General features: G+C 60.4%; 37 protein-coding genes and 1 tRNA gene. 15 read left to right on the plus strand and 23 right to left on the minus strand.

Annotated features, from left to right (window positions below; all coding sequences use genetic code 11):
* Positions 1-137: 137 nt before the first annotated feature.
* On the plus strand, positions 138-482 hold the full coding sequence (locus AC1DYW_RS27345) for an ArsR/SmtB family transcription factor (RefSeq protein WP_477228332.1): 345 nt from the start codon (positions 138-140) through the stop codon (positions 480-482).
* A gap of 167 nt (positions 483-649) precedes the next feature.
* Positions 650-1453, plus strand: coding sequence for a TrmH family RNA methyltransferase (locus AC1DYW_RS27350; protein ID WP_477228261.1), 804 nt, complete (start codon positions 650-652; stop codon positions 1451-1453).
* Between the two features lie 2 nt (positions 1454-1455).
* On the opposite strand, the gene AC1DYW_RS27355 is transcribed toward AC1DYW_RS27350, so the two are convergent.
* Together AC1DYW_RS27355 and AC1DYW_RS27360 are read right to left on the minus strand one after the other, a co-directional pair.
* Entirely contained in the window at positions 1456-2592 is a 1137-nt protein-coding gene (locus AC1DYW_RS27355; protein WP_477228262.1) for a coiled-coil domain-containing protein, read from the minus strand.
* A 107-nt stretch (positions 2593-2699) separates the two neighbouring features.
* Positions 2700-3236, minus strand: a complete 537-nt coding sequence (locus tag AC1DYW_RS27360) for a DUF1134 domain-containing protein (protein WP_246461785.1) — start codon at positions 3234-3236, stop codon at positions 2700-2702.
* A 440-nt stretch (positions 3237-3676) separates the two neighbouring features.
* Here AC1DYW_RS27360 and chpT point away from each other — a divergent pair, with 440 nt between their 5' ends.
* Both chpT and AC1DYW_RS27370 read left to right on the plus strand, forming a co-directional pair.
* Positions 3677-4306, plus strand: coding sequence for a histidine phosphotransferase ChpT (gene chpT, locus AC1DYW_RS27365; protein WP_477228333.1), 630 nt, complete (start codon positions 3677-3679; stop codon positions 4304-4306).
* Between the two features lie 243 nt (positions 4307-4549).
* Positions 4550-4918, plus strand: coding sequence for a response regulator (locus tag AC1DYW_RS27370; protein ID WP_095090784.1), 369 nt, complete (start codon positions 4550-4552; stop codon positions 4916-4918).
* A 151-nt stretch (positions 4919-5069) separates the two neighbouring features.
* On the opposite strand, the gene ctrA is transcribed toward AC1DYW_RS27370, so the two are convergent.
* Positions 5070-5765, minus strand: coding sequence for a response regulator transcription factor CtrA (gene ctrA, locus AC1DYW_RS27375; RefSeq protein ID WP_006203583.1), 696 nt, complete (start codon positions 5763-5765; stop codon positions 5070-5072).
* 452 nt (positions 5766-6217) lie between these two features.
* Between ctrA and AC1DYW_RS27380 the strand changes: the two genes are divergently transcribed.
* Entirely contained in the window at positions 6218-6595 is a 378-nt protein-coding gene (locus AC1DYW_RS27380; RefSeq protein WP_095090783.1) for a flagellar export protein FliJ, read from the plus strand.
* A gap of 93 nt (positions 6596-6688) precedes the next feature.
* Here AC1DYW_RS27380 and AC1DYW_RS27385 read toward each other — a convergent pair whose 3' ends face one another.
* The gene (locus AC1DYW_RS27385) at positions 6689-7087 is read right to left on the minus strand and encodes a winged helix-turn-helix transcriptional regulator (protein WP_477228263.1); all 399 of its coding nucleotides are present in this window, start codon (positions 7085-7087) and stop codon (positions 6689-6691) included.
* 89 nt (positions 7088-7176) lie between these two features.
* Between AC1DYW_RS27385 and AC1DYW_RS27390 the strand changes: the two genes are divergently transcribed.
* Complete coding sequence (locus tag AC1DYW_RS27390; RefSeq protein WP_477228264.1) at positions 7177-8103, plus strand: NADP-dependent oxidoreductase; 927 nt, start codon at positions 7177-7179, stop codon at positions 8101-8103.
* A gap of 134 nt (positions 8104-8237) precedes the next feature.
* Here the strand turns inward: AC1DYW_RS27390 and sciP are convergent, their stop codons facing one another.
* The gene (gene sciP / locus AC1DYW_RS27395) at positions 8238-8513 is read right to left on the minus strand and encodes a CtrA inhibitor SciP (protein ID WP_006203587.1); all 276 of its coding nucleotides are present in this window, start codon (positions 8511-8513) and stop codon (positions 8238-8240) included.
* Positions 8514-8803: 290 nt separating this feature from the next.
* Between sciP and mnmA the strand changes: the two genes are divergently transcribed.
* Complete coding sequence (mnmA, locus tag AC1DYW_RS27400; protein ID WP_477228265.1) at positions 8804-9994, plus strand: tRNA 2-thiouridine(34) synthase MnmA; 1191 nt, start codon at positions 8804-8806, stop codon at positions 9992-9994.
* 65 nt (positions 9995-10059) lie between these two features.
* Here mnmA and AC1DYW_RS27405 read toward each other — a convergent pair whose 3' ends face one another.
* A complete protein-coding gene (locus AC1DYW_RS27405) occupies positions 10060-11025 on the minus strand; it encodes a Gfo/Idh/MocA family protein (protein WP_095081773.1) in 966 nt (321 codons plus the stop codon).
* Positions 11026-11264: 239 nt separating this feature from the next.
* Here AC1DYW_RS27405 and AC1DYW_RS27410 point away from each other — a divergent pair.
* Both AC1DYW_RS27410 and AC1DYW_RS27415 read left to right on the plus strand, forming a co-directional pair.
* Positions 11265-11341 (plus strand) — tRNA-Met (locus AC1DYW_RS27410).
* Between the two features lie 392 nt (positions 11342-11733).
* A complete protein-coding gene (locus AC1DYW_RS27415) occupies positions 11734-12165 on the plus strand; it encodes a DUF4145 domain-containing protein (protein ID WP_477228266.1) in 432 nt (143 codons plus the stop codon).
* Positions 12166-12198: 33 nt separating this feature from the next.
* Here AC1DYW_RS27415 and AC1DYW_RS27420 read toward each other — a convergent pair whose 3' ends face one another.
* Positions 12199-12972 carry a hypothetical protein gene (locus tag AC1DYW_RS27420; protein ID WP_477228267.1) on the minus strand — a complete coding sequence of 258 codons (774 nt, stop codon included), beginning with the start codon at positions 12970-12972 and terminating at the stop codon, positions 12199-12201.
* Positions 12965-13123, minus strand: a complete 159-nt coding sequence (locus AC1DYW_RS27425; protein ID WP_477228268.1) for a hypothetical protein — start codon at positions 13121-13123, stop codon at positions 12965-12967. The genes AC1DYW_RS27420 and AC1DYW_RS27425 overlap by 8 nt, the downstream gene beginning before the upstream one ends.
* A 245-nt stretch (positions 13124-13368) precedes the next feature.
* Here AC1DYW_RS27425 and AC1DYW_RS27430 point away from each other — a divergent pair, with 245 nt between their 5' ends.
* Complete coding sequence (locus tag AC1DYW_RS27430; protein WP_477228269.1) at positions 13369-13599, plus strand: helix-turn-helix transcriptional regulator; 231 nt, start codon at positions 13369-13371, stop codon at positions 13597-13599.
* Positions 13600-14060: 461 nt separating this feature from the next.
* Here the strand turns inward: AC1DYW_RS27430 and AC1DYW_RS27435 are convergent, their stop codons facing one another.
* The 4 genes from AC1DYW_RS27435 to AC1DYW_RS27450 all read right to left on the minus strand — a co-directional run bounded on the left by AC1DYW_RS27435 (position 14061) and on the right by AC1DYW_RS27450 (position 15490).
* On the minus strand, positions 14061-14447 hold the full coding sequence (locus AC1DYW_RS27435) for a hypothetical protein (RefSeq protein WP_477228270.1): 387 nt from the start codon (positions 14445-14447) through the stop codon (positions 14061-14063).
* Positions 14431-14637 (minus strand): hypothetical protein, encoded by a 207-nt coding sequence (locus AC1DYW_RS27440; protein ID WP_477228271.1) that lies wholly within the window; start codon positions 14635-14637, stop codon positions 14431-14433. The genes AC1DYW_RS27435 and AC1DYW_RS27440 overlap by 17 nt, the downstream gene beginning before the upstream one ends.
* Positions 14638-14916: 279 nt before the next feature.
* A complete protein-coding gene (locus AC1DYW_RS27445) occupies positions 14917-15198 on the minus strand; it encodes a hypothetical protein (RefSeq protein WP_477228272.1) in 282 nt (93 codons plus the stop codon).
* Positions 15199-15268: 70 nt separating this feature from the next.
* The gene (locus tag AC1DYW_RS27450) at positions 15269-15490 is read right to left on the minus strand and encodes a DUF768 domain-containing protein (protein WP_477228273.1); all 222 of its coding nucleotides are present in this window, start codon (positions 15488-15490) and stop codon (positions 15269-15271) included.
* A 437-nt stretch (positions 15491-15927) separates the two neighbouring features.
* On the opposite strand from AC1DYW_RS27450, the gene AC1DYW_RS27455 reads away from it, so the two are divergent.
* The gene (locus tag AC1DYW_RS27455; protein ID WP_477228274.1) at positions 15928-17394 is read left to right on the plus strand and encodes a TadE/TadG family type IV pilus assembly protein; all 1467 of its coding nucleotides are present in this window, start codon (positions 15928-15930) and stop codon (positions 17392-17394) included.
* Positions 17395-17406: 12 nt separating this feature from the next.
* Here AC1DYW_RS27455 and AC1DYW_RS27460 read toward each other — a convergent pair whose 3' ends face one another.
* Complete coding sequence (locus tag AC1DYW_RS27460) at positions 17407-17730, minus strand: hypothetical protein (RefSeq protein ID WP_477228275.1); 324 nt, start codon at positions 17728-17730, stop codon at positions 17407-17409.
* A gap of 90 nt (positions 17731-17820) precedes the next feature.
* Here AC1DYW_RS27460 and AC1DYW_RS27465 point away from each other — a divergent pair, with 90 nt between their 5' ends.
* Both AC1DYW_RS27465 and AC1DYW_RS27470 read left to right on the plus strand, forming a co-directional pair.
* A complete protein-coding gene (locus AC1DYW_RS27465; RefSeq protein ID WP_477228276.1) occupies positions 17821-17979 on the plus strand; it encodes a hypothetical protein in 159 nt (52 codons plus the stop codon).
* 106 nt (positions 17980-18085) lie between these two features.
* The gene (locus tag AC1DYW_RS27470) at positions 18086-18376 is read left to right on the plus strand and encodes a hypothetical protein (RefSeq protein ID WP_477228277.1); all 291 of its coding nucleotides are present in this window, start codon (positions 18086-18088) and stop codon (positions 18374-18376) included.
* A gap of 65 nt (positions 18377-18441) precedes the next feature.
* Here the strand turns inward: AC1DYW_RS27470 and AC1DYW_RS27475 are convergent, their stop codons facing one another.
* The 10 genes from AC1DYW_RS27475 to AC1DYW_RS27520 form a co-directional block, all read right to left on the minus strand.
* Positions 18442-19002 carry a hypothetical protein gene (locus AC1DYW_RS27475; protein ID WP_477228278.1) on the minus strand — a complete coding sequence of 187 codons (561 nt, stop codon included), beginning with the start codon at positions 19000-19002 and terminating at the stop codon, positions 18442-18444.
* Between the two features lie 186 nt (positions 19003-19188).
* Complete coding sequence (locus AC1DYW_RS27480; RefSeq protein WP_477228279.1) at positions 19189-19881, minus strand: hypothetical protein; 693 nt, start codon at positions 19879-19881, stop codon at positions 19189-19191.
* A 24-nt stretch (positions 19882-19905) separates the two neighbouring features.
* Positions 19906-21618 carry a YncE family protein gene (locus tag AC1DYW_RS27485; protein ID WP_477228280.1) on the minus strand — a complete coding sequence of 571 codons (1713 nt, stop codon included), beginning with the start codon at positions 21616-21618 and terminating at the stop codon, positions 19906-19908.
* A complete protein-coding gene (locus tag AC1DYW_RS27490) occupies positions 21606-22022 on the minus strand; it encodes a hypothetical protein (RefSeq protein ID WP_477228281.1) in 417 nt (138 codons plus the stop codon). Before AC1DYW_RS27490 ends, AC1DYW_RS27485 begins: the two co-directional genes overlap by 13 nt.
* A complete protein-coding gene (locus AC1DYW_RS27495; protein ID WP_477228282.1) occupies positions 22019-22216 on the minus strand; it encodes a hypothetical protein in 198 nt (65 codons plus the stop codon). The genes AC1DYW_RS27490 and AC1DYW_RS27495 overlap by 4 nt, the downstream gene beginning before the upstream one ends.
* A 191-nt stretch (positions 22217-22407) precedes the next feature.
* Positions 22408-22671, minus strand: a complete 264-nt coding sequence (locus AC1DYW_RS27500; RefSeq protein WP_477228283.1) for a hypothetical protein — start codon at positions 22669-22671, stop codon at positions 22408-22410.
* A complete protein-coding gene (locus AC1DYW_RS27505) occupies positions 22668-23423 on the minus strand; it encodes a hypothetical protein (RefSeq protein ID WP_477228284.1) in 756 nt (251 codons plus the stop codon). The genes AC1DYW_RS27500 and AC1DYW_RS27505 overlap by 4 nt, the downstream gene beginning before the upstream one ends.
* A gap of 4 nt (positions 23424-23427) precedes the next feature.
* Positions 23428-23631 carry a hypothetical protein gene (locus AC1DYW_RS27510; RefSeq protein WP_477228285.1) on the minus strand — a complete coding sequence of 68 codons (204 nt, stop codon included), beginning with the start codon at positions 23629-23631 and terminating at the stop codon, positions 23428-23430.
* Entirely contained in the window at positions 23628-24179 is a 552-nt protein-coding gene (locus tag AC1DYW_RS27515) for a hypothetical protein (RefSeq protein ID WP_477228286.1), read from the minus strand. The genes AC1DYW_RS27510 and AC1DYW_RS27515 overlap by 4 nt, the downstream gene beginning before the upstream one ends.
* Positions 24180-24261: 82 nt before the next feature.
* Positions 24262-24537, minus strand: a complete 276-nt coding sequence (locus tag AC1DYW_RS27520; RefSeq protein ID WP_477228287.1) for a hypothetical protein — start codon at positions 24535-24537, stop codon at positions 24262-24264.
* An 83-nt stretch (positions 24538-24620) separates the two neighbouring features.
* Between AC1DYW_RS27520 and AC1DYW_RS27525 the strand changes: the two genes are divergently transcribed.
* Both AC1DYW_RS27525 and AC1DYW_RS27530 read left to right on the plus strand, forming a co-directional pair.
* On the plus strand, positions 24621-24959 hold the full coding sequence (locus tag AC1DYW_RS27525) for a hypothetical protein (protein ID WP_477228288.1): 339 nt from the start codon (positions 24621-24623) through the stop codon (positions 24957-24959).
* Positions 24960-25025: 66 nt separating this feature from the next.
* Entirely contained in the window at positions 25026-25292 is a 267-nt protein-coding gene (locus tag AC1DYW_RS27530; RefSeq protein ID WP_477228289.1) for a hypothetical protein, read from the plus strand.
* Positions 25293-25301 lie beyond the last annotated feature (9 nt).

Genomic DNA, 25301 nt, shown 5'->3' on the forward strand with positions numbered 1-25301 from the left:
CAACACTTGAGATTTGAACGAAATGCTCTACCTTTTGTCAGTGACGCTGAATCGCAGCGGCTATACGCAACTGAGTTTATGGAATCAGATGCCATTGCCCCCATGGCGTCAGGATGATCAAAAAGCATGGGGGATCGATGGTCTCGTCTAAGCTAATCGCAAATGCCGGATTGGCAGCCGAATTTCTCATGCTGATGGGCAATGAGAAACGGCTGTTGATCATGAGCCATCTGATCGACGGTGAAATGTCGGTCGGCTCCATCGCCGAAAAGGTGATGCTCAGCCAATCCGCCCTGTCGCAGCATCTGGCCAAGTTGCGGGCGCTGGACCTCGTCGACACCCGTCGCGATCGGCAGATGATCTACTACTCCTGCAAATCCGATGCCGTGCGCGAACTGCTCGGCATGCTGGACGGCATTTTCGGCAGCGGCAAGGAGGACCTCTCCCAGATGGCGCACCGTTTGCGCCGCGCCGGAACCTGACCGTCCTGTAGCCACTTACCTCGCAACGCTTTCAGGGCGATGTGCGTCCATCCGGGCGCACAGAGGTGGCTGATCGTCCTGAATTGTCGCATCGTGGTTCCCAGCCGACGGTGAGCGCCGGCAATCCGTGCGGATTTTCGGGCGGCTGCGGTGACCACGAGGAACGCATGGATCCCATTCGCATCGTCGACCCGCAAGACCTGCGCGTTGCCGCCTACCTCGATATCCGCGAGCGAGACCTCGCCGGCCGGCAAGGTCGCTTCGTCGCCGAAGGCAAGGTGGTGCTCGACCTGCTGCTCTCGTCTGGGCGTTTTGGCGCCGAATCGGTGCTTGTCCTGGAAAACCGGCTGGCCGGCCTCGTAGGCATCCTGAGCAAGGCGCCGGCGGACCTGCCGGTCTATGTCGCCACCGGTGCGGTGATGGATGCAATCGCCGGGTTTCATATGCATCGCGGCATCCTGGCCATCGGTCGCAAGGGGACACCGCAATCCGCCGAGGCCTTGCTCGATGCCTTGCCGGCCCAGAGGCTGATCGTGGTGCTTGTCGGCATCGCCAACCACGACAATATGGGTTCAATCTTTCGCAACGCCGCCGCCTTTGGCGCCGATGCGGTCCTCATGGATGCGACATGCTGCGATCCGCTCTACCGCAAGGCGATCCGGGTTTCCGTCGGTGCCGCGCTCAAAATTCCCTTCGCGTCGTTCACCGACGCCGCCGGCTTCACGGCAACGCTTGACCGCCGCGGCTATGGCCAGTTTGCGCTGTCGCCGAGCGGGCAGACCGACATTCGCGATGCGCCGCGGCGCGAGCGCCTTGCGCTTTATCTCGGCACCGAGGGTGAAGGCCTGCCCGCAAGCCTGCTCGCGCGCTTGCAGACGGTACGGATCACCATGTCGGAGGGCTTCGACAGCCTGAACGTCGCGGCGGCGTCAGCCATCGCGCTGCATCATTTCTCGGCAAACAGGAACTGATTTCAGCTTGCTGCGTCCGCGTCCTGCAGCGCCCGCACGCGATCTGCAAGGCTGCGCTCACCATTGCCGGAGCGTGCATCCGAGGGTACTGCCAATGCCTTGGCGATCGGCGAATCAGGTCCCTCGAGCTTGGCCGTCAGATGGACGACCTCCGCTGCCAGTTCGTTCATCTGCTCGCGCAAGGCGGAGCTGCCATCCGCGGGATTGGACACGACCAGCGCGGTCAAATCCGCCTTCAGCTGCTTGTTCTCGCGCGCCAGCACCGTCAGCCTCGCCTCGAGCCGCTCACGGTCGCTGTCGAGCTTGGCGATAGCCTTGTCGACGTCATCGCTCTTGGCGACATCGCCGCCCCTGCCGACCAGGCGCAGAGCCGGCGTGGTATCCTCGGCTTTCGACTTTTCTCGCAGCCGCGCCAGTTCCTTTTCGCGGCGGTCGAGCTTGTCCTCGCGATCGGCAAGAGTGGCCAGCAGCCGTTCGACCTTCCTGTCGAGGTCGGCGGTCTTTTTCTTCTCGGCTTTCACGGCATCGCGTGCAGCCTTGCTTTCGGCCGCGATCTCCTGGCCGCGCCTGTCCGCCTCCTTGCGCTGGCCGCGCAGCAACGCAATGTCGCTCGCAAGTTTCTGCATCTCGGATTCGCGCGCCACGAGTTCGATCTGTCGGCTGCTGGAGGAGAAGCTGGCGTCGTCATACATGCTCTCCAGCTTTTCAAGCTCGAGCGCGCGCTTCTCCAGCTTGCGTTCAGTTTCCTTGAGCCGGTCCGACAGATGGTGCAACTCGTCCTCGCGCTGCCGCAGCATTTCGCTCGTGGCCCCCAGTTCGCTCAGTACCTGGTTCTTCTCCATGCGCTCGAGCGCCAGGCCCTTCATCGCCTCGTGGCCGCGACTGATCTCGACGAGCTGTTCGGCCACCTTCTCGCGCAACGCCTTGACGCTGATTTCGAGGCGGCGCGTCGACATGGCGTACTCGGCGCGAACGCGATCCTTGTCCGCCAGGATCTCGGTTTGCGTCAGAGGTATCGAGGCTTCGATGCGCTTGCGCGTCAGGGCGACGGCGCGGCGCCATATGGCTGGAGCAATCATAAGCGCCAGGAAGCCGGCGCAGAGAAAGCCGAGGACGAAGAACAGGACCGATTGGACCAAGTGACTACCCGTTGTGGACGGCAACCGCTAATGCTGGACTGTGCCACGTTGACATGGCGGAAATCCAGCGTTGCGGCAAGGCTTTGCCGCAACGGAACGGGATTAGCTCAGAACGGATTCCACGTGGCGCGTTCGGTGAGCTTCAGATAGCCGAGATTGACGCCGAGCCGGGCACCGACGCCGGTGCGGATCGGCACCAAAAGCACATTGTTGTTCTTCAGCACGTTGAAGCCAACGCCGGCCACCACATAGGCCGAACCGGCGACGCCGCCATAGCGGTTGTAGAGGTTGCTCACATCGTCGAGATTGTAGACCAGCATCATCACCCGCGACCCCTCGCCGCCGAAGTCCCAGCCGAGCGACGGGCCTTGCCAGAACACTTTGTGATCGCCGGCATTCTTGGTGTAGAGCGTGCCTTCGCCATAGGTCAGGCCGCCGATCAGCGCGCCCGAGCCCTCTTCGCCCAGCAGATAGCCGTTGGGCAGTCCGTAGGAAGCAAAAATCTTCTCGATAACCGTGGCCAGCCCGCCCGATGTCGCGCCGAAGAACTTGTGCCCGGAATCGACAATCTCCTGGGCGGTGTATTCCTGGGCCCGCAGGGCCGAAGTCGAGAAGACGAGAACGCCCATGAGCGCTATCGCCATTGAGATGACACGGAGAAAGCTCCGGTGTTGGACGACACGGACAAAAGTCCGGTCTGGGATGACACGGAAAAAAGTCCGGTCGCAGAATCGGGAAAACATGCTTCCAATCTCCGTCAGGGAGCACTTTCGCCGACGCCTCACACCCCGTACGGCTCTTTTAGCCGGCCGTTAAGGGTAACTGTTACGGGCAAACTATGCCGTAATCCTTTTTCAACCATTAAGCTCCCACATGAACATGGCGGTTCAAAGGCTGTTTGGGACGCTCAGGTGGGTCGGCAGCCTGTGTGCACACGCCATTTGCCACCACAATTTCGGATTTGTTGCCGCACGCACGGGCGCTGTGTATTCAGGATGCCCGAGGAGAGTGCGTGATTCGTGTGGGCAGGCGACGAATCGATCGCTCGGCCATGAGTTATGAAATTTTGCAGGGATTTTCGCCGATGGCCGATCTGTTTGCCCTTTCCGCACCCGATCTGGCGGCACTTTTGTGCAGCCGAGTGTGCCACGACATCATCTCGCCGGTCGGCGCGATCAACAACGGGCTCGAACTGCTCGACGAAGGCGGCGCCGACGAGGACGCCATGAAGCTGATCCGCCAGAGCGCCCGTAACGCTTCTGCCCGCCTGCAGTTCGCCCGCATCGCTTTCGGCGCCGCCGGGTCGGCCGGCATGCTGATCGATACCGGCGATGCCGAAGCCGTCGCCATCTCCTTCCTGAAGAACGAGAAGCCGGAACTGAGCTGGAACGGGACCCGCGCGCTGCTACCCAAGAACAAGGTCAAGCTGCTGCTCAACCTGCTCCTCGTCGCCAACGCCGCCATTCCGCGCGGCGGCAAGCTTTCCGTGACGCTGGAAAACCTCGAAACCGAGCCGCGTTTCGCGCTTGCTGCGAGCGGCCCGATGCTGCGCGTGCCACCGAAATTCCTCGAACTGCATTCCGGCCACAAGCCGGAGGAACCGATCGACGCGCATTCCGTGCAGCCCTATTACACGCTGCTCCTGGCGCGCGAAGCCAACATGACGATCTCGATCCACGCGACGCCGGAAGAAATCGTGCTTTCAGCCACCTGAATCCACGCCAACTTCCTAAAGAAGCGAAGTATTTCGATTCGCAATAGCTACGGCGGCGCTTCGATCGAGTCGGATGAGCTTCACCGGGCTGGTCGTGCCGAAGCATTGCGAAGAACAGCCCGCAAACGGCATCTTTGCAAAAATTTTACCTAAACGCTTTTCGGCTTCTTTACCAGATCGGCCTATGGTGCCTTTCAGATGCCCCGACGCCACCGGATTGCCAACAGGCAAGAGGACCCGGAAATGAAACGCTGCATGTTCGTCGACGATTCAAGCGTCATCAGGAAGGTTGCAAAACGCATCCTGGGCGGCTCCGACATGGTTGTCATCGAGGCAGCCAGCGGACTTGACGCGCTGGAGATGTGCGCGGCCGACATGCCCGACATCATCGTCGTCGACGGCGCCTTGCCGGACGTGGCGGCGGTCGATCTCATCCGCCGCGTGCGCGCCATGGAGAGCCCGATAAGGCCGCAGATCCTGATTTCGCTGGTCGAGCTCGATATCGCTTCGATTATGCGGGCCAAGCGCGCCGGCGCCCAGGGCTATCTCCTGAAGCCGTTCAATCGGCCGCAACTGCTCGAGCGTTTTCGCACCTTGAAAATCGCCGCCTGATTCGGGCGGCATGGCGCAATCTTCGAGGAAAAATGTGTGACGGTTTTCCGTCCAAAATTGCGTCAAAACAAATAGTTATCAGCCCATCACGAAAAAACCCGGCCGGAGCCGGGTTTTTTTGTCGAAGAAAAGTTCGGACGCTGCTCGCTGCTCAGGCGCTGACGCGGATGTCTTCCGGTTCGCGCAGCACATAGCCGCGACCCCAGACCGTCTCGATGTAGTTCTGACCGCCGGATGCCGCGTCGAGCTTCTTGCGCAGCTTGCAGATGAAGACGTCGATGATCTTCAGCTCGGGCTCGTCCATGCCCCCATAGAGGTGATTGAGGAACATTTCCTTGGTCAGTGTGGTGCCCTTGCGCAGCGAGAGCAGCTCCAGCATCTGATATTCCTTGCCGGTGAGGTGCACGCGCTGGCCGCCGACTTCAACGGTCTTGGCGTCGAGGTTGACGACCAGGTCGCCGGTTGTGATGACCGACTGGGCATGGCCCTTGGAGCGCCGCACGATGGCATGAATGCGGGCGACCAGCTCATCCTTATGGAACGGCTTGGTCATGTAGTCGTCGGCGCCGAAGCCGAGGCCGCGTACCTTGTCCTCGATGCCGGCCATGCCAGAGAGGATGAGGATCGGGGTTTTCACCTTGGACAGGCGAAGCGTTCTCAAGACTTCATAGCCCGACATGTCAGGCAGGTTGAGATCGAGAAGGATGATGTCGTAGTCGTAGAGCTTGCCTAGATCGACACCCTCTTCACCGAGATCGGTCGTGTAGACATTGAAACTTTCCGATTTCAGCATCAGTTCGATGCTTTGTGCGGTTGCACTGTCATCTTCTATCAGCAGAACACGCATTTCATTCCCCTTTTCTGCTGCCGGACCATTTCACGACCCGTCCGGACCCGGAGCAGTGGTTGCCTTGTGCAGAGGCTGCCATTAAATGGTTAACAAAACCTAATTTCCCGTCGACTACGGTACCAGATTTTTTAACCTCTTTCTACACCCTCTTGAATCTAATAACGAATCCCAGAACCAAATTCCTAATGCAACACATTAACAACCTGGACTAAGCGACTCCAGAGACTCATTGACGCGGCTCCCGCATCGGCGGCCGGAATTTTTACCCGGCCTTAAGTCCTGAGCCGTATGATTAACAATGCCCGTAAACGAATGGTTACCGCCGGCAAAAAACTTTAGGGTTTTGTTTCCTATAGTTCGGGGAAAGCCGGTGGACACGGGCAAGGCCTGGGCCTTTCCAGGCGGTTTGGACGATATGTGCGGGTGTGCGTTTCCGGGAGTACCGAATCATGAAGTCACGTGAAAACCTCGTTCGGCTGAAACAGTTTCAGGTGAATGAGAAGCGGCGGCAGCTGCTGCAGCTCGACATGATGATCGCCGAGTTCGAACGCATGGCCGTCGAACTGGAGCTTCAGATCACCGCCGAAGAAAAGAAAGCCGGCATCACCGACATCAACCATTTTGCCTATCCGACCTTTGCCAAGGCGGCGCGTTTACGTCGCGACAACCTTAGAAATTCGCAAAGCGACCTCGCCCACCAGCGAAGCACTGCCGAATCATTACTCGGCGAAGCTGAAGCGGAGCTTTCCAAGGCTGAGATGCTCGAATCACGCGACACCAAGATTCGCGAGGCCGAGGTCGGCGGCCGCAGCGCCATGATCGGCTGAAGTCCGGCCTGTCCGCGACGTCGGCGCTTGCCGGCGAGCGCAAAATCCCGCTTCCGGCCTTTGCCGGACGGCTACGAAAGACTCGGATCGAAGCTAGGCGGCCCAGTCGCCCTCATTTACAGCAGTCGCCCGCGCCCTGGCCTCCTTGATGTCCGGCGCATGCTGTTCCGACCACGACCTGATCTGGTTGAGCAGTCCCGCCAGGTTCTGGCCAAGCTCAGTCAATTCATATTCGACGCGCGGCGGAATGACCGGGAAGATCTCGCGCCGCACCAGACCGTCGCGCTCAAGCACGCGCAATGTCTGCGTCAGCATCTTCGGCGTGATGCCATCGAGCTTGCGGGCAAGCTCGCCATTGCGCAACCGGCCTTTGCGCAGCGCACAAACCACCAGATAGACCCATTTGCTGGCCAGCATCTCGAGCACGGTGTGCGAAGCACACGTACGCCGGTACGCATCATAGCCGAAATGAGACACATCTTCACTATCCATGGGGTACCTATATATCATTCAGGTACATACTGGACAAGGGACTATTACTATCCAAATGATAGTGGCACCAACCAAGCAGGAGAACATCCATGCGTGCCGTTATCCAGAATTCCGTCGGCGGACCCGACGTCCTTGTCATTGCAAACCAGCCCGACCCTACGCCAAAGGCCGGCGAGGTGCGGGTCCGTGTCAAGGCAGCCGGCATCAATCCGGTCGATGGCTCCGTCCGCGCCGGCTTTTACCCCCTGCTCGGCGAGCCACCCTTCATCCTGGGCTGGGATATCTCGGGAACCATCGGGGCGCTGGGCGCCGGCGTCACCGGCTTCAAGGTCGGCGACGAGGTGTTCGGCATGCCGCGCTTCCCCAAGCAGGCCGCCGCTTACGCCGAACTGGCGGCTGTGCCAGCCGATGAAATCGCGCTGAAGCCGAAAGGCGCCGACCACATCGAGGCAGGCGCATTGCCGCTGGCCGGCCTCACCGCCTGGCAAGGCTTGGTCCGCCATGGCGGGCTGAAATCAGGCCAGCGCGTGCTGATCCACGCGGCAGCCGGCGGCGTTGGCCATCTGGCGGTGCAGATCGCCAAGGCGCGCGGCGCCTACGTCATAGCCACAGCCAGCCCGCAAAAGCTCGATTTCGTCCGCTCGCTCGGCGCCGATGAGGTTCTCGATTATACCAAGGGCGATTTCGCCGACACGGTTGGCGACATTGATCTCGTGCTGGAGCCGATTGGCGGCGACCATGCCGATCGTTCGCTGAAGGTGGTCAGGAACGGCGGCGTGCTGGTGTCTTTGCTGAACGTGAATGACGCCACCAGGTCGCAGGCCAGCGCGCGCGACATAAGGGTCGAGCGCATGTCGGTGGTGCCCGACCGCCAAGGCCTGCTGGAACTTGCCCGGTTGATCGATGCCAAAAAGCTCGCCGTCCATGTGGCGAAAAGCTTCCCGCTCGAGCAGGCAAGTGCGGCTCACGCCTTTCTCGCCACCAAGCCGATCGGCAAAGTGGTGCTGACGGCCTGAGCGCCAAAAGACGCGCTTCGAAAACAAAAGGGCGCGGAGTACCGCGCCCTTTGATCTTTGTTCTGACCGGCTCGATCTCAGTGTTTGAGCAGGATCTTTTCCGAAAACCGGATTCCACTTTTCGGGATGATGCCCTAATGCCGGTATTGCTGGATGCGCGTGGTGCGCAGACCGGCAAGCCCATATTCGTCGATCGACGCCTGCCAGGACAGGAATTCCTCGGTGGTGAGCTTGTAGCGCTGGCATGCCTCTTCAAGGCTCAAAAGCCCGCCGCGCACCGCCGCAACCACTTCCGCCTTACGCCGGATAACCCAGCGACGTGTATTCGTCGGCGGCAGATCGGCAATCGTAAGAGGGCTGCCGTCAGGCCCGATAACATACTTGACTCTCGGTCTAACCAGATCGGTCATCGTACTCTCTACAAAAAACTCAAAGACCCAATCCCCGCCACGTTACCGCCACAGCTTTAAAAATTGCCTAAGCAGACCCTAATGACTAGGTAAGGATCATGAACGCCGCGTTAGTCTTTTCGCCGGCATTTGAAACATCAGCAGGGAAGCGCAGCAGCGGCGCGGAAAAATCTCTCAATTCGCCGGAACCGGTCGCTGCCTGTCGATCGGCCCTGCAAGCTGGCGTAGCCGGAAAGCTTGACCTATATTCGCGTCATTGGCATTCAGGCGCCGCGCAGAACGAAAGAACCATGAACAGCCTCGATCTTCCCGGACGTCCCGAAAACACCCGCATCGTCGTCGCCATGTCGGGCGGTGTTGATTCATCGGTCGTCGCCGGCCTGTTGAAGCGCGAGGGCTATGACGTCGTCGGCGTCACCTTGCAGCTCTACGATCATGGCGCGGCAACGCACCGGGCCGGCTCATGCTGCGCCGGGCAGGACATCGACGATGCGCGCCGAGTGTCGGAGACTCTCGGCATTCCCCACTATGTGCTCGACTACGAGGAACGCTTCCGCAAGGCGGTGATCGATCCCTTTGCTGAAAGCTACGTCGCCGGCGAGACGCCGATCCCGTGCGTTTCCTGCAACCAGACGGTGAAGTTCGCCGATCTTCTGGCCACCGCCAAGGAGCTTGGCGCCGACGCGCTGGCCACCGGCCATTATATCCGCTCCGGCGCCAATGGCGCCCACCGCGCGCTTTTCCGGCCGGTCGACGCCGACCGCGACCAGAGCTATTTCCTGTTCGCCACCACACAGGCGCAGATCGACTATCTGCGCTTCCCGCTCGGTGGCCTGTCGAAGCCGCAGGTTCGCGCCATCGCCGAGGAGATGGGGCTGACGGTTGCCGCCAAGCAGGACAGCCAGGACATCTGCTTCGTGCCGCAGGGCAAATATTCCGACATCATCGCCAAGCTGAAGCCGGCTGCTGCCAATCCGGGTGACATCGTCCACATCGACGGCCGCGTGCTCGGCCGCCACGAGGGCATCCTGCGTTACACGATCGGCCAGCGCCGCGGCATCGGCATCGCTTCCGGCGAGCCGCTTTACGTCGTCCATCTCGACGCCGACCGCGCCCGCGTTGTGGTCGGCCCGCGCGAGGCGCTTGAGACGCACAAGATCTATCTGCGCAACATGAACTGGCTGGGCGACGGGCCGCTGGCCGATGTCCCCGCCGGTGGCCTGGAGCTGTTCGCCAAGGTCCGTTCGACCCGCCCGCCCCGCCCTGCCGTACTGCATCACCGCGCTGGCGCCACATGGGTGGAACTGGTCGACGGCGAGTCCGGCATCGCGCCCGGACAGGCCTGTGTGCTCTATTCCGATGACGGCAACGAGGCGCGTGTATTCGGCGGCGGCTTCATCGAGCGTTCGGAGCGTGGCGCCGAGGCCGAGGCCATGCTGACGCGGCTTTCCGCCAGGCCGGCGCAGATCCCCGCCGAGTAATCCGCTACCCGCTCAGAGACTGTTTCGAAATTCGCGCCGGCGAGTGACAGAGTCCAAACGGTCTCTCAGGAATTGGGCGTGGTATGCGTGACCGTCCCCGCGGTCAGGATGCGCAGCACCCTGATCGCTTCCTCGCCGCTGGTGCGCGGCTCGGCCCGTGTCTCGATGCACTGGATGAAATGCTCCAGCTCACGCGTCAGCGGCATGCCTTGTGCGACCGCGACATAGGACGGCTCATTGGTGGTGAAGGCCCATTGGCCGCTGTCCTGCCACACAGCGTGGCGGTAGACGGCAAGCTTGCGTTCCCATGGTTCGACGTCGTCGAACACCGCCATCGCCTTGGTGCCGACCACGGTCAGCCGCCGCTCGCGGTAGGGATTGAGCCGCGAGGTGAAGAGATGGCTGCGCAGGCCGTTGGGAAAGCGCATGTGCAGATGCGCGAAGTCGCTGAGATTGTCGAGCAGTGCGGCGCCCTCGCCGCGCACCTCGATCGGCTCGGTGCCGGTGATCGCCAGGATCATCGACAAATCGTGCGGCGCCAAGTCCCACAGCGCGTCGTTCTCGGTGTGGAACTTGCCGAGGCCGAGCCGATGCGAATGGATGTAGCGGACTTCGCCGAGTTCGCCCTTGTCGATCAGCCCCTTCAGCGTCTCGAAGGCGGGATGAAAACGCAAGACATGGCCGACCATGAAGACGCGGCCATTGTCCTTGGCCGCCTGCACCGCGCGCTCGGCGTCCGGCACCGTCAGCGCGATCGGCTTCTCCACCAGCACGTCCTTGCCGCTCTCGGAGGCGCGCACCGCGAGGTCGGCATGGAATTGCGGCGGCAACGCCATGACGATGGCGTCGATATCGTCACGGACGAACAGCTGGTCGGGCTCGATCGCCAGGCAATCCTGCTCGCTGGCGAAGCCTTCGGCGCGAGCCCGGTTGGCGTCGGAGACCGCGTGCAGCGCGCCGAGCGCCTTGAGGGTGCGGATGTGGTTGCTGCCCCAGTATCCGCAACCGAGGACTGCAATGCGCGGTTTCATCTGTTTCAACTCTTAAAGCTCGTGGCCGAGACATAGCGACGTGCCCCAACGAACTCAACCCCGGTGGCGGCAACCAAATGTCTGCGCGGCAAAGCTTTTCGACAATGACAATAAGCCGGCGCGCCGGTTGCTTCGAAGCTTGACAGGCTCGCCCTCCCAACCTTATATCCGCGCGACCTTGGCGAACGCCCCCGACATGCCTTTCGATTTAAGGCGCATTTCGGGCCTTTCGCCGCCCTGGCGGGGTAGCTCAGTTGGTTAGAGCACGGGAATCATAATCCTGGGGTCGGGGGTTCAAGTCCCTCTCCCGCTACCACATTTCTCCCAATCAAATCAGCCGCTTAGGTGCCATCGAATACACCTGGGCGGCTGATTTCATGTCGCATTATGTTGCAAGCGGCTTCCATTGATTTCCAAGGGTTTCCTGCGACTATCGGCAGGTCCGTGCGACATGGACGCGACATGGAGAGGGGCAATCGTTTGCAATACGCTATCGTAGTGAAGGCGACGCCCGGCGGATATACGCCCGGCGATAAGCTGTATGGAGTTGGACGCTGCCCGCACTGCGCGATCGCAAGTCCAAATCTAAATCGGCTATGGTCGGACAGGTGGAACTCGATTGGCGAAGAACGATGGGCAGCCTATCGCTGCAATACATGCGACGGTGTTGCCGTCGTAAAAATGCTCTTTGATAGGGGTGGCGCCCGGATGGATGCCATCGCTCTATATCCGGACGCCAGAGAGGCTCACGCTGACATTCCAGAGCCGGCTAGAACATTCCTTCAGCAGGCTTTCGAGACCCTTCACGCGCCTGATGCGGCAGCAGTGATGGCTGGCAGCGCCATAGATGCGATGTTAAAGAAACACGGGCTTACCGATGGCAGCCTATATGCCCGCATTGATGAAGCCTTGAAGCTGAACCTGCTCACAGACGGCATGGCGAAGTGGGCACATTCGGTCAGGCTTGGCTCCAATCGCCCCAGACACGCCGACGAAAATCGGCCTCACGTTTCGCCCGACGAAGCGAAGCAGGCTGTCGAGTTTGCCGAGGCGCTTGGAAACTTCCTCTTCGTCCTGACAGCCAAAATTGACCGAGGGATAAAAGCGGCTGAGGAGGCAGAGAAAAGCCCGCCACCGTGAGGCAGCGGGCCAAATGTAGCAGCGTGTTACTTTTCAGTAGCTGTCGGGCTGCTCCCGCTCGTCGTCGCCTTCGCGATCGTCTGCCGGTTCCCCAAGCATGACGCCTTTGCCATGGTTCTCGCACCAGCCAAGCAGCGGCTCGCCCTCGGGATGGTTCCAGCTATTCCGATCGACGATCCCCGCCTTGCGCTGGTCGACATGCTCCGTCCAGCCCAATTCGTATTCGTCATCGTCTCCGCTGTCGTGCGGTTCGTCCAGCACGTCGCCGCCGTGCTCATTCTCGGCCTCGCAATCGTCATGGCCTGGGAGCGTGGCGCGGGAGCCCGCCCAATCCTCTTGCGAGTTGCTGCCGTAGCGCGACACGGTCAACTCGCCACTGCGGCCCCATGGGCTTTCCCGTGAGGTCGGATGACGCTCTATGGCCCCGTGCATGGGCTCTCCCTCGCTGTCCGGTTCGTCGTCGCTGTCGTCCTTCTCCAAGTCGCACGTCTCGCCCTGTCGCCCGGCGAGCGTCCAGCCTAGAGACGGTTCATCGTCGCCGGTCTCTTCAAGGTCGACGTCGGGGCTGATCTCGTCGAGCATATCGATCAGAGCTTCAATGGACGTTGCCAGAGCCTTCCGGCTGGTCCGGTCGATCTGCAGCGTCAGGAGGTCAACCGGGGTTGACTGCTGGCCGGTGTCAACCGTGGTTGTCATGTCCAGAGATGTGGACTCGTAACCTCGGGTCGCCGGTGACCCGAAGTCAAACGCGTTTGACATTTCGGAGACGTAGCGCTCGGCCTTTTTGGTCAGTGCGAGGTCATCCATGGAGGTCGGCCTCCAGGTTGTCGATGACGTGGGCGCCAGCGGCGTGCAGGACGTTCGACGTCTTCAGGAGCAAGTAGGCGAGGCTCCCACGCCCCACGCGCGTCCGCAGGGCTCCCGCGGCCAGCAGCAAGGCTATTGCGAGGTAGGTCATGACGACCTCCGCTGCACGATGAGGATTCGGCCGGAAAATCGTCCGATGATCGCTACCACCTGGGCAGCAGACGGATTCGTGATATCAGGTCGGTTGGTCATGATCGAAGGTTCCTTCTTCGGTTAATGGCAAGTGCCGGTCGGAAGTTGGCGCTTCCGGCCGGTGCGCATATCTAAAATGGTTGCCCGAATAAACGCAAGGTGTATATTGGTGCCTTAGCTATTCATAAAGGGCGCCTACCACACATGATCACCGCACAACAGATTCGCGCCGCGCGCGCGATGGTCGGTTTAACGCAGAAGCAGCTAGCCGACGCCTCCGGTGTTTCCGAGATGAGCGTCAAGAACATCGAGCGCGGCACAACGCCTGATCCACGCGTCAGCACGATCATGGCGCTTCGCAAGGCGCTCGAAGCGGCCGGCGTCGAGTTCATCCCCGAGAACGGCGGCGGGGCAGGCGTGAGGTTGCGAAAATGATTGTGTCGGTTATGAAAACCCGTCAGCCCTCATACGCCGTCTATAGCCCGCCAGTGCTCGGGCTCCCGTACCTGGCTGTCATTCTAGGCACGGATGGAGTAGTCACAGCCCGCCCCTTCGATACTGCCCAAGATGCCGCCGCCTTCAACAGGCTGATGGCCGAAAGGGAACACACCGGCAAGGTCAGGAATTGACTCGCTAACGGACTGTCGGAAGCGTACAGTCCTTTTGTCGCTCGATCTAGCAAGGCAACGAGCGCTTGAAAGAGTCGATCACGCTTTCGCCCTTGTAAGGGAGTTACGCGCGATGACCAATCGTGGCACGGCTGACGAAGTACAGTTGGCGACACTCACCAGAATTCTAGACGAGTATTGCGAGCAAGCCGGAATTGAGGGCTCTCACCCGGCGCGGGAGCATTTGGCGCGTCGCCTTATCGCCCTGTTCAGCGGCGGCATCGACAGTCAAGACGAGATATGGATGGCTCTAGACCTTGCCTCAAAGGATTGGCACGGCTCGTCTGGAGCCAGCCGTGCCCAGCCGTAGCGGAATGGCGCGGCTTTCCCATTGTTCAAATAGGACGTATGACTAACTCCGCTTGGAGGGGCGCAAATGCTGGACCGCGCTTTCCACCGGCTTTCCGCAGCCTTCTTGGCGATCTCGGCGCGCCGCTCTGGCGTCATGTTCTCGGCGCGCTTCTTTCCGCCTTTCGAACCAAGCTCTTTGGCGGCGGCGCTCTTGCCGTCGTCCGGCACGTCGTCGGCTTCCTCGCCTGTCGCAATGCGCATGACGCGGACAGCATTACCGATCACGTCGGCGGGGCGTTTCTGGCCTTTAGGTCCGGTCGGCATTACTTGCTCCTCCACGACGATAGACGACCGAGCCGTCCTCCTTTTTGCGAACTTCGGCACAGACAACCCCATCGTATCTGCGCCTTGCTGAGAACTTATCGGCGACGTGGCTTTTGGCGGCACTTTCATCATTGAACGGCGTCGTCCCCAGAACGCCGATCTTGGTGTACCAAATGACGGTATAGGCCATGACGCCGCTCCATGCTTTCCGCTAAGCATATAGGCGTTTGCGCAACTCCGATGCGAGACGTGGTCGACTAAGCGAGAACGGCGTATAATTCGCCAGCCGGCGAGTGCAGTGCCCCCAACCCGCGCCGGTCAGGCCCGGTGATCTTACCCCAGCCCGCCCACGACCACCGGGCCGCCATCGCGAGAAAGCCCCCGCTGGTGATAAGTCTATATTACATTAGCAATCGCGCAATTGAGACTGAAGTCCTTGGCTGCCGGCCCTAAAGACCCACGTCGTGAGCTAACCGAAAGTCGGTTTCCAGTCGCGGTTACGCTTCGCATTGATTCCTTCGTAATCAGGAACAACAGTGAAGAACACCGGCCGGCGTTCGCGGCCGGCAGCCTTGCAAGCCGTGCAGCCGAAGAGCCCGACCAGATCCCAATGCATGGAACCATGGTCCGGCCCGAGCTTGTCTATCAGCGCCTGGATATCGAGCTTGGCCGACTTGCAGCACATAGGGTGCTCGCAATTGACGTACATCGTTTCGCGAGCGGCAAGGGTGTCGGCGAGGGTTTTGGACATGGCGAACTCCGTTGAAGGGGTCGCCGCAACGAGAGGATTATATTCCTGATCTCGATGGCGCTGGTAAGGGCTATTCTGGCAAGCCCGCATCGAAATGCACAATCGCGTCGAGGATCGCTCGATAGAGGCTGTCGACCTCTTCACCGATCTCGATCCCCCGAATTCCGACCACCGACGCGTCAGCAATCAGCTTGTGCGTGAGTTCGTTGACTGAAATGACATGGGCCTTCGTCGTCTCGGGGATGTTGTTGGCAATCCATTGATGCAGGAAGTTGATTCCGCGAGTGCTCATCCTCAAAGAAGCTGCTTAGCCATTTTAGGTTCCCCTAACCTTTAAGAACCCGCCGCTCCATTCACGGCAGCGGCGGGCCGTCCCTTAGGGATGATGGGGACTTGCCGGGGATGTTGGTAGCCCCTGCTAACCAAACAACTATTAGAATGCTCTAATGTTCCATTGCTCGCGTGCCATGCAGTTAGCGCAACCCTTGCTCATACTTCGCCCCGCAGATGCTTCACGCGCCCGAAGGGATGGACGACTTCAGGCTCATTCATGGCGGGACCAAGGTCTTGCGCTCCTTACGCAAAGGTCCCATGGGGGCTTTTAAGCTTTGATTGTCCGTTGGCGTTGGAGCAATCATCTTTGTATCGACTGTGGAGAGAAGTAGAAGGGCGCGGACTGGGGTGGTTCTCGTTTTGCGCAAATTCTGGAACGATCAACGCGGCGTAGCGATGATCTTCGTCGCCATCATGTTTCCGGTTCTGATCGGTTTCGCGCTTCTTGCCATCGACATGAGCCGGGCCAACAGCCTCCACAACGATCTACAGAAGGGCATCGATGCGCTTGCGCTTGCCGCCGCGGCGGAACTTGATGGCAGGGCGGATTCGATCGACCGAGCGAACCGGGCGGCGACGAATCTTCTCAGCAACACAACCAAATTTTCCACGGCGGACAATCACACGCTCGCCCTGTCTGACGTGACAATCACCTATCTGACCGGAATACCTGCCAGCGACGACACCACGTTGACCATTGCCGGCGTCGACGCCAATGGCGTCAACTGGGCAAGCACCGATCCCAAGGCGGTACAATTCGCCGAGGTGACGGTGAACGCTTCCGGCGTGGCTGATGGTGCCGGCGCCTTCGCAACGATCTTTCCGGCAAGCATGATTGGCAGCGCCGACACCATCGACATTCAGCCACAGGCCGTGGCCGGGTTCGTTCAGTCGATCTGCGAAACCGTGCCGATCTTCATGTGCAACCCGTTCGAGACAAGCGACCCCCTGACCAGCAAGACGATCCAACAGGCGTTCGCCTCGGGCGATACCTACAGTCGGGAATTCCGCATTCTGAAAGTGGACTCCAACCCTGGTCCCGGCAATTTCGGATTGATCGACAACAACCTGAGTTCGCTGCGTGACGCCATAGCGATGGGCACCTCAGGCACCTGCTACAATCGCGATGCGCTCACCACTAAAACCGGCGTCACCTTGGGCCAGGTCAATAGCGGACTGAATACCCGGTTCGATCTCTATAGCGGCTCATTGAGTTCGCAGAACAAGAACTGGGCTTATCGCCCGGCGAGCAATGTTCGCAAGGGCCAGAAGACCGGCTGCAACAAATACGACCCCGTTACGGATGGAACGGCGCTGCCTCTCCCTCCCGGAAGCAACTATGTCGACTCAAAAGGAATGTCCGATCAGATTGCTGCGCAAGGCTTTTGGTCCAGTTATTGGTCGACCAATCACGGCACGACATACCCCAACGTCCCTGCCGCCACCAACCCCACCGGCACCACCACTGTCCCGGCTTCCAGATATGACGTCTATAAATACGAGATCGCGAACGGGCTTGTCGGGGACAAGTCTCAGGCGCCGACAAAAGAAAGCGGGACGCCGTCTTGCTTCAAGGGTGACAACCCAACGCCGGATCCTGATCGCCGTCTGCTCAACATGGCGATCGTCGACTGCATCGCCAACCAGGCCAAGATCAACGGTCACACCCAACTAAAACCCGATGGCTATGCGAGCGTGTTCGTTAACAGTCCGGTTCAAAAGCAGGACAACACCAAAGACCCTGATGACCCTTCGGCCGGCGAGAAGCCCATCAGCCTAGAGATTGTCGACGTCGATGGAGGGTTTGCCAATAACACCCTTGTAGACAAAGCATTCCGAAACGAGGCGCAGCTCTACAGATAGGCGGGACGGTTTCTATGGCCACCAGAGAGCGCCCGTTTCCCTTGGCCGCTGTCCTGCTCTCCATTCCTGCCAAGCGCTCTCTGCCGCCGCCCTGTAGCCGGCAGGCATGGGCTGCCAATCGGACGGCGGTAGTCGCATGGTCCATTTCGGCTCGCGGAAGCCCCAGTGCTCGATCCCGACCATTTCGGACCCGTCGAACCATACCGACACGTTGAGCTTGGGGAAGTGCAAGGCCTTGGCCTGCCACCAGATGCGCTCGATCTCGTATTCGCCGACGCCCTCGGCCCATCGTGTCCAGCCCTTGCCCGGTCGCTCTACGAGTTCGTGGTCGCGCAAGAATGGCTCCTCCGGCTAAATTAGCAGTCGCTAAGCACTGGTGCGATAACGCCATCATGGATTTAGCCAAATCCGATCTAGAATCTTGGCATGGACTCGGTGTTTGACGACCTTTCCAGCGCCCTCAGAGAGCCCCGCAGCGACGTGTGGATCCCCATCCGTATCTTCGCCATGGAGTTGGCCGTGAAGATCGTCATGGGCCTCGCTATCGGCCTAGGAATAGCCGTCGGTCTGGCAATCGCCGGTTAGCAAACTATCACAAAATTGCACGGTTTTTTTGTGCCCCGCAACGCCTTGCTATCTATGGCGTTGAGAGCGATTTTCCCGACAACCCTCCTTCCGGAATTTCAGGGGTTTGGCTAGGCCGATTCCACAAGGCTCCCCGGAGTGGAGCCGGCTTGCGTTTGCGCTCAACTGGCGCGATTGTTTTGTCAGGATGCTAAAAACAATCGCCACTCTGGGCATACTGATACTGCTGGCGGCGGCGGTGGCGATTGGTACGATGCTCGCGACATCGAGCGGCATTCTCATCTATCAGGAGAAGGTCGGAAACGGATATTTTTGCCGCTATTTCACCGGAACCGGGACGTTCGCGACGCCGAGCTATGCGGTGACCGGATGCCCGCCATTTATCAGCGTAGGATAATAGTGCCACCGCCGAGCCGTGCGCTTCCAACGAAGCGTGTCCCTGTGGCCGCGCGCCACCGCATTTCACACGAAGGATTCGACCTTGCTGAGGCAGTAGGTTGAGGAGCCCAATGAATAGCCCGTCACGTCCACGGTTGCCGCCTCGCTAACACCGCTCTTGATGTGGCTTCGCCAATTTATGTCGGTGCCAATTCCAACGGCAGACGTTGCGCTGAAGTGCATCGAAACGATCAAACGCTTGGTGATGTCGACCGAATACGCGATCTCGTCTGACACGATCGAATTGCCAGTCGTCACGGTGACGCCAGCGCTGCCGCCATTGAACGTCAATTGCGTTGGCGTCGTCTCGAAGTCTTCTACATCACCCGTCGACGCGCCGGCGCCGATATAGCATCCATCGATGGTGAAGCCGGCCGAGCTGCCCGCTTGCAGTGTGACACGGACTTTCGATCCGCCACCGTTGGCAAGGCCGGCGGCGTTTATTCTCATGCGCAGCGTGTAGCCGTTCCAGCCGGCGTTGTTACCGGACGGGCTTGTGCTTGGCTGGGCGTTCGTCTGCCAGGCCGCGATATGCGACGGCCGATGCGCGCCGAAGCCGATGAATTGATTGAGCCTAAGCGGCATCAGCTTCCTCCCTCATGGCCGCGTCCAAAGCCGCGATATCGTCCGGGTGAATTTCGAAGGTCTCGGCCGGTGACGGTCCTGCTTTCAGCCAGGCTCGTAGGCCATCCCTACGAGTCAGGTCGAAGTGGCCAGCGCCGACGGAGACGGCATGTATCCGCGGGATAAAGCCGATCTCTGGAACGGGCATCAGGCCGCCTCGCACATCGCGGAAAGGTACGGATCGATCTTCTCGCCAACCCGGTCTGGCCAACGGTGCAGAATTCGTGTCGAGACGGTGCCGCGCTTTACAACGGTCATGTCCAAAATCCCGCCGATCAGGTGCTGCCGGTCGGTGGCGGGGTCGGTCGGGTCGATCGGAACACGCATGCGCCGGTGGAAATCGAAAATGTTCAAACCGTATCGGGTCAGCCAGGCTTGCACTGTCTGGCCTTCAGCCGGCGCCGGGATGCCGATGTCGTTCAAACTGATCGGGTTGAGAGTCTCGCTGGCGAGGCCCCAATGAACCGGGCCGGGATCGATCAAGGTGAAAGCCGGAGACTTGGAACCGATGAGTTGCTTGTTCGCGAAAGTCCGGTGCATCAGCCCAGAGGTCTCCGAGAGGCCTGCGATCAGGATTTCGAGGTCTGGCGACTTGGCGAACATGGGCAGCACCTCGGCGAGATCAGCCAGCATGCCGTCGAAACCAAGCTCCTCGGCCGCGCTGATGATCTGCTGGGAGACAAGCACCCCAAAGGGAAGATTGCCGCGGAAGGCAACAGCCAGGGGCAGGCGTTCCGAAACGGCAACTTTTCGCCGGATGTCCAGAAGCACGCCGTCATCGTCGTAGCAGCTACCATCGGTCATCATGATGATGGCTTCGGGGTCGGTGCGCGACGACAAAAACGATAAAACGCCAGACATTTTTCAGGCTCCCATGATTTCGTGGGTGAGATGTGAAACGTCGCAGGCTAGGCCGGCCAGCGCGCATTCTTCTTCAAGCACGTCGGCAAGCGGCACAGGCGTACGGGCCGCCCGTGGGAGGAACAGGAGGTAGCCCTCAAGCGGCTGCCAGATGACGCTAAAATCGGCTGACACACCGGAGAAATGGCCGCTTGTGTCGACGCCCCAGGTGCTGGACGTAGACAGGCTTTCATACTCGTTCAGCTTGGTGAGATCGGAAATCCGATACTCGACGATCCGGTTGTCCTCCGGGGCTGCGAAGGTGAGCGTGTTCGACGCGCCGCGCGCGCGGCGCGAAAGCAACTGATCCGGCTGCCCGTTCGAGCTCCAGCCACCATCGGTGATGGAGCGCAGCAGCGTCCCCATGTCCGCCGAATAGACCAGGATATGGCCCGCGTTCGAGAACACGATGACGCTGTCGGACTCGTCGTCGTAGAAGATGGCGCGGACGATCGTCGTGCCGGTAAATCCAGGTGGTGTCAGCGTATTGTCGACCGCGGGGCCTGCCAGGCTATCCCATGACGAATAGTGAAGATCGTTCGAATCGCCCGCGCTCCAGTAAAATCGATCAGGTCCGCAGGTCAGCATTTCTGGCTCTGCGCTCAGCGTGTTCGTCCATATCGCCGATGTCCAGCCGCTGCCGATGTTGCTGAGCAGCGAGAGCTTGTTTTCCCTCGCCATCAAAACATAGGAGGCGCCACCGAAGGATATTTCAGCAGAGCAATTGGAACTGGAGTGCGGCAGTCCACGCGGTACGGTGATAACCTGCCGCTGCGAGCCGGTCGCAACGTCGTACACGTAGACCTCATCGGCAGAAACATTGCCGACCAGCATGTCATTGCGCGACGAGATGAAAACGCCGCTTGGCCCAAAGCCGAGATCAACCGTCTTGCGAAGCGTCCCGGCCGGCATTGCGTAGATGAACAACTGCTCGCCTGCATAATCACCGATCGCCACGACATCGCTGGCGATATCGGTGAGAAACGTTGCGTTGCCGTCCGGTTCAAGGCTTGTGCTGAGGAAAGCCCGGTTCGCACCCTTGAGGATTTCGGCCTCGATGTTGGGGATGCGGATGCCGAACTCGTCGAGCGGCAGGTTCTTGATGACAACATAGACGATACCTGGCCACGCCGGCACCATGCCCGCGCCACGGTCGGCTTCGATGTCTGGATCTGATTCCTGATCGTCGGTGCCAAGGTAGACCGTGACCGTGGCGCCTTGGGCGACACCCACGCCCTTGCCGCCATGATCGATGGCGTACTGCAGCGCATCGGCGGAGACGTCATAGATAAGCTTGTCGTCAGCCCAGATGCGCGTCACGCCGGTTGCCGGGCCATTCCACGCAAAGGCAACGGCAAAGGTCGCGGTGTAGCTGTAGGTCGTCACCTCCGGGCCGAGAGCCTTGCCCTGCCTCTCCGTCTTGACGTGCTCGTCGACGTGATCGCCCTTCAGCCAGATGACAGCGCCGGCGGTGCGGATCGCACCATGCCAGCGCGCAAGCTGTTCGCCATAGCGAGAGGTCTGCGCCTTCAGGCTTTCGGCGCGCGGCCCCTTGATCTTCTGCGGGAAGAAATAGGCGATCGCCAGATTGATGCCTATACCAACGGCGGTCGATGCAATGGAACCGAGCAGGCCACCGCCGACCGCGGCGCCGACGAGTGGGGCTATGAAGGCCATTTTGCCTCCAGCAGCACGTCGCGGGGCACCGGACCCTGTTCGTGAGGCCCGCGGCCGGGCTCCAGGAGCGAGCCGAAATGCGTTGGTGAGCGCCAATACTGTGAGTCGAGCGAGCCGACGCAGGCAGTAATGTAGGCCATGTCGAACAGAGGCCTCGACCTCCTGTCCTCAGCAGCAAGCTGATGCCGTGCCTTCAGTTTTGCCGCGGCAAGCAACCGGCTTTCTGGTGACCATGTAGGATCGGCGCAAATCTCGACCAGCAAGGTGATGTCGTGAAGGTCGAACACGCTGTCGATCTCTCGCCGCACCAGGGCAAGCCTCGTCTCGTCCTGGCAATCGTGGAGGCCGACACCCTTGTGCTCGGCAACGATCGGAATCTTGGCGTTCTCGCCGCCCGTTCTCATCGCTTGCCGCCCCTCAAAAGTGTCAACGCGCGCTCGGAGATCCGATCATTTTCGGACCCGTCGCCGCCGTCTTTCTTGCGGCCGCCCTGTGCCAGCAAGGCCTTTGCGGCCGCCAAACGTGCCGACGCCGGTGCTGACGTGTCGCTTGCGATCTGCTTAAGCACGATCAACGGGTCGACAGCATCGATGTCCACGCCCTTAAGCGCCCTTGCCGATGCAGTCGCTCGTGTTGGTCGGCCCCGTTTTGCCATTGAAAATTCACCCTTCCTGATTTTCTAGACATTCACCGGCGCGCGCACGTGGAGTCTCCGTGACCCCGAGGCGGTTCCGGGGTCCGTTCGGGTCTGGCGTCTCGACCTCCCCCGGAGGGGTCTTGATGTGATGGTCATTGCCGACGCATCTCCTCCGGCATGAGGCTCTGCTCGGGGACACCGTGCCACCGCTGCACCGCTGCCCAGAGCAACAGGGTCTCTCGATCATCGGGAAGGCGATCTTCCGATTTGTAGAAGAGCAGCATGCTTTCGCGCATGGTCGCCCGCAGCACGTCGTTGCTGAAGTTCCAGTGCGGACCCTTGCCGGTGAGGTGGAAGCTCTCGATGCTGTTCGGATCGATGCTTGGTCTGTTGTTGTCGCTGGCTGCTTCGGTCATGGTCTTCCGTCCTTGCCCTTCTTCACACAGAGCTTCCATGCTGCTGTTCCGTCGCCAGGTATCAGGCCGTTGGAAACGATCTCCGCGTGCCACATCGAGCCGTCATGAGTGACCAAATTTCCGCGCCGGTATTCCTCGTTGGACCTCCAAACGCCTCGATATTCGACTGATGGCTTGCTCTCGAGTTCGGCGACGCGGGCTTCGAGAGCCTGGCATCGGTCCGAATACCAGCGGAAGTTCGCCATGACTTCGCCCTGCAGAGACGTCACGAAGTCAAAGGGGACTCGGTTGTCGGGATGGAAGCCATCCTTCCGGAAATAGTCCATTACCAGAGCTTCGTAGTAGACCTTGATGGCAAGGTAGGCTTGGGAGAAAACGTCGTCCTTGTCGGCCGAACTGCCTCTTACGAGAGCCGGATATTTTGGCTCGCTGCTTCGAAGGATATTCTCGTCGATGTCCCAGGCGCGATGATCGACCGGTGCCGCCGTCTTCTTCGGCGCGGCCAAGGTTTCGCCGATCTCGGTCTTGAAGCGCCTGTCTTGCTGCTCCGCGATCAAGTTCTCGATCTTGCGGATCTCGCCTTTGGTGCGCTTCTGTAGCTCACAGTCTTGGTCCAGCGCGTGCAGGCGTTCGTCGGCCGCGATAGCTTCCCGCTTGTGCGCCACCAATTCCTTGAGGCGCGCGATCTCGGCGTCCATTTTGTGCATCTCGGCCTGCCGCGGGTCGACGATGACAGGCTTGCGGGTTGCCATGGCGTCAGATCTTCTCGCCATAGGTGCGGAAATAGGCCCGCTTCATCTTGGCTACCATGGGGCTGTTGTGCTCGTTGAAGCCGGCGCGATCGAAATTGCGAATCTTTTGGCGGGCTGCGTATTTCTCTCCCCAGTCGATGACCGGCTTTCGTGCCTGCTGACCGTTGAGCCGCACAACGCGAACCTGCTTTGGCTTGTGTCCGATCATGCTCTGGCTCCTTTGCCGGCGGTCATTTTGGCGATGGTGGTGACGGCGACCGATTCGATCAGCCGCTTGGCGGCCGCTGCGTCGCTGATCAGCCCGGGCATCTCGACGCGTTGTTCGCGGGCTTCGGCGCTGAGGGCGCCGGCGATGTCGAGCAATTCAAAAACCTGGTCGATGTGGCGATTGATGAGTGCGCCAAGGCCCTCGATGTCGGCGGCTAGGCTCATTCGAACGTGCTCTCGAAACGCGGTCTTCTGCATGTCGAATTCGGCGCGTGCTTCGCGGTCATGAACCTGGGCTGCGGTGATCTTGGCTTCCAGATCGTCGAGCATGGCGCGCAAGGTGTGATCTGAAAGCTTTTCGCGGCCAGGATTCTCGACGCCGGCTTCGAGCTTCAGCGTTTCACGACGTTCAGTCAGGTGACGCAGATCGGACGACGCCCTGCGGGAAACCTGTTCGGCGGCGAGGTATTCAGCACTCGGGCGCGGAAGCTTCAGCGCTCGCCTAAAATGGGACACGTCAGGTTCGGCTACTTTCAGGCGGGCAAGCATTCGGCGCTCCGGTGTGAGGAAATTTCGATCTGCAAGCATTCTAACCCACACGCTGGAAGCGTAACCGGACGCGCTGTAACGCTTAGGCGAACTTGTCTGCGAACTGCCGGCACATCTCGGCGAAGGCGGCGCGAACCTTTGCGGCGTCGTGTTCGTCTTGTGGGCTCAATCGGTCGGACTCGATCAGGGCTTCGCGCATCGCCTTGTCGATGACGAAACCCGAGCTGACCGCATCGACGCGACCGACCTCCTGGCGATGAGAATTCACCCTGCAGGCAGCCGAGCAGAAGCGAGCGTCGGCCCGCTTGCCCTCAAGGCTTCGGCTGCAATGCTCGCACAGACGGTCGGGCGTGCTCATGCGTCACCGCCACGCCGTGGCAGGCGGAACCAAAGCGGTCGCGCCATGTTTACCCCGTGAGGGCAACACATGGAGTATTCGAAATGAAACTCATGATTCTGAGTGCGTTGGCGCTTTGCTTGGCCGCGCCTGCCGTAGCTTCGGCAGATGAAGCCATCGTCATCCAGACCCACCGACATCACCGCCATCATTGGAACGACTATGGCGACGGTATGTATCGGGACGGACAGCGTCTCCATCACCGCCACCATGGCGAGCAGGCCTTTTACGACAATGGCCAGCGTGCCTGGGGCCATCGTGCCTGGCAGCGCCGGCATCACGGCGGCCGCGATGCAGTCATCATCACGGGCTCGATCGACCGTCCGATGCATCGGCATCGCCACGTCATCATCCAGCAGGACGACAACAACAACGACTACTGATCTTAGCCCTATGGCCCGGCTGCTCGATCGCGAGAGCCGGGCCGATTGGCTGAGGGAGTTTGCGCTATGACCCCGAACATGAACCCCGAAACTGCCAGAAGTGCCCCGGTTTACCGCGCCGCAAGACTCGACTTGCTGCGGCAGAATTTGTTGCGCACGTTCGAGAGCACCGACGCTGCGGCCGAGAAGGTCGAGAACGCGCTGGCCACGTTCGCGGAAGCAAGCGCGACTACGGACAAGCTTGATCGCCAGCCGATCGTCAACAACTGGCCGACACGCAAAATCCGTCCGCATACGCCGCGACCGCCAGAGCCGCGGTGTAGCAACATGTAGGACGGTCAT

The sequence above is a fragment of the Mesorhizobium sp. P2_D5 genome, from assembly GCF_056404355.1.

Coding starts and splice junctions, on each gene's coding strand:
- AC1DYW_RS27345 (WP_477228332.1), top strand. CDS start 138: ATGGTCTCGTCTAAGCTAATCGCAAATGCCGGATTGGCAGCCGAATTT.
- AC1DYW_RS27350 (WP_477228261.1), top strand. CDS start 650: ATGGATCCCATTCGCATCGTCGACCCGCAAGACCTGCGCGTTGCCGCC.
- AC1DYW_RS27360 (WP_246461785.1), bottom strand. CDS start 3,236: ATGGCGATAGCGCTCATGGGCGTTCTCGTCTTCTCGACTTCGGCCCTG.
- chpT (WP_477228333.1), top strand. CDS start 3,677: ATGGCCGATCTGTTTGCCCTTTCCGCACCCGATCTGGCGGCACTTTTG.
- AC1DYW_RS27370 (WP_095090784.1), top strand. CDS start 4,550: ATGAAACGCTGCATGTTCGTCGACGATTCAAGCGTCATCAGGAAGGTT.
- ctrA (WP_006203583.1), bottom strand. CDS start 5,765: ATGCGTGTTCTGCTGATAGAAGATGACAGTGCAACCGCACAAAGCATC.
- AC1DYW_RS27380 (WP_095090783.1), top strand. CDS start 6,218: ATGAAGTCACGTGAAAACCTCGTTCGGCTGAAACAGTTTCAGGTGAAT.
- AC1DYW_RS27385 (WP_477228263.1), bottom strand. CDS start 7,087: ATGGATAGTGAAGATGTGTCTCATTTCGGCTATGATGCGTACCGGCGT.
- AC1DYW_RS27390 (WP_477228264.1), top strand. CDS start 7,177: ATGCGTGCCGTTATCCAGAATTCCGTCGGCGGACCCGACGTCCTTGTC.
- sciP (WP_006203587.1), bottom strand. CDS start 8,513: ATGACCGATCTGGTTAGACCGAGAGTCAAGTATGTTATCGGGCCTGAC.
- mnmA (WP_477228265.1), top strand. CDS start 8,804: ATGAACAGCCTCGATCTTCCCGGACGTCCCGAAAACACCCGCATCGTC.
- AC1DYW_RS27405 (WP_095081773.1), bottom strand. CDS start 11,025: ATGAAACCGCGCATTGCAGTCCTCGGTTGCGGATACTGGGGCAGCAAC.
- AC1DYW_RS27415 (WP_477228266.1), top strand. CDS start 11,734: ATGGATGCCATCGCTCTATATCCGGACGCCAGAGAGGCTCACGCTGAC.
- AC1DYW_RS27420 (WP_477228267.1), bottom strand. CDS start 12,972: ATGGATGACCTCGCACTGACCAAAAAGGCCGAGCGCTACGTCTCCGAA.
- AC1DYW_RS27425 (WP_477228268.1), bottom strand. CDS start 13,123: ATGACCTACCTCGCAATAGCCTTGCTGCTGGCCGCGGGAGCCCTGCGG.
- AC1DYW_RS27430 (WP_477228269.1), top strand. CDS start 13,369: ATGATCACCGCACAACAGATTCGCGCCGCGCGCGCGATGGTCGGTTTA.
- AC1DYW_RS27435 (WP_477228270.1), bottom strand. CDS start 14,447: ATGCCGACCGGACCTAAAGGCCAGAAACGCCCCGCCGACGTGATCGGT.
- AC1DYW_RS27440 (WP_477228271.1), bottom strand. CDS start 14,637: ATGGCCTATACCGTCATTTGGTACACCAAGATCGGCGTTCTGGGGACG.
- AC1DYW_RS27445 (WP_477228272.1), bottom strand. CDS start 15,198: ATGTCCAAAACCCTCGCCGACACCCTTGCCGCTCGCGAAACGATGTAC.
- AC1DYW_RS27450 (WP_477228273.1), bottom strand. CDS start 15,490: ATGAGCACTCGCGGAATCAACTTCCTGCATCAATGGATTGCCAACAAC.
- AC1DYW_RS27455 (WP_477228274.1), top strand. CDS start 15,928: ATGATCTTCGTCGCCATCATGTTTCCGGTTCTGATCGGTTTCGCGCTT.
- AC1DYW_RS27465 (WP_477228276.1), top strand. CDS start 17,821: ATGGACTCGGTGTTTGACGACCTTTCCAGCGCCCTCAGAGAGCCCCGC.
- AC1DYW_RS27475 (WP_477228278.1), bottom strand. CDS start 19,002: ATGCCGCTTAGGCTCAATCAATTCATCGGCTTCGGCGCGCATCGGCCG.
- AC1DYW_RS27485 (WP_477228280.1), bottom strand. CDS start 21,618: ATGGCCTTCATAGCCCCACTCGTCGGCGCCGCGGTCGGCGGTGGCCTG.
- AC1DYW_RS27490 (WP_477228281.1), bottom strand. CDS start 22,022: ATGAGAACGGGCGGCGAGAACGCCAAGATTCCGATCGTTGCCGAGCAC.
- AC1DYW_RS27500 (WP_477228283.1), bottom strand. CDS start 22,671: ATGACCGAAGCAGCCAGCGACAACAACAGACCAAGCATCGATCCGAAC.
- AC1DYW_RS27505 (WP_477228284.1), bottom strand. CDS start 23,423: ATGGCAACCCGCAAGCCTGTCATCGTCGACCCGCGGCAGGCCGAGATG.
- AC1DYW_RS27510 (WP_477228285.1), bottom strand. CDS start 23,631: ATGATCGGACACAAGCCAAAGCAGGTTCGCGTTGTGCGGCTCAACGGT.
- AC1DYW_RS27515 (WP_477228286.1), bottom strand. CDS start 24,179: ATGCTTGCCCGCCTGAAAGTAGCCGAACCTGACGTGTCCCATTTTAGG.
- AC1DYW_RS27520 (WP_477228287.1), bottom strand. CDS start 24,537: ATGAGCACGCCCGACCGTCTGTGCGAGCATTGCAGCCGAAGCCTTGAG.
- AC1DYW_RS27525 (WP_477228288.1), top strand. CDS start 24,621: ATGAAACTCATGATTCTGAGTGCGTTGGCGCTTTGCTTGGCCGCGCCT.
- AC1DYW_RS27530 (WP_477228289.1), top strand. CDS start 25,026: ATGACCCCGAACATGAACCCCGAAACTGCCAGAAGTGCCCCGGTTTAC.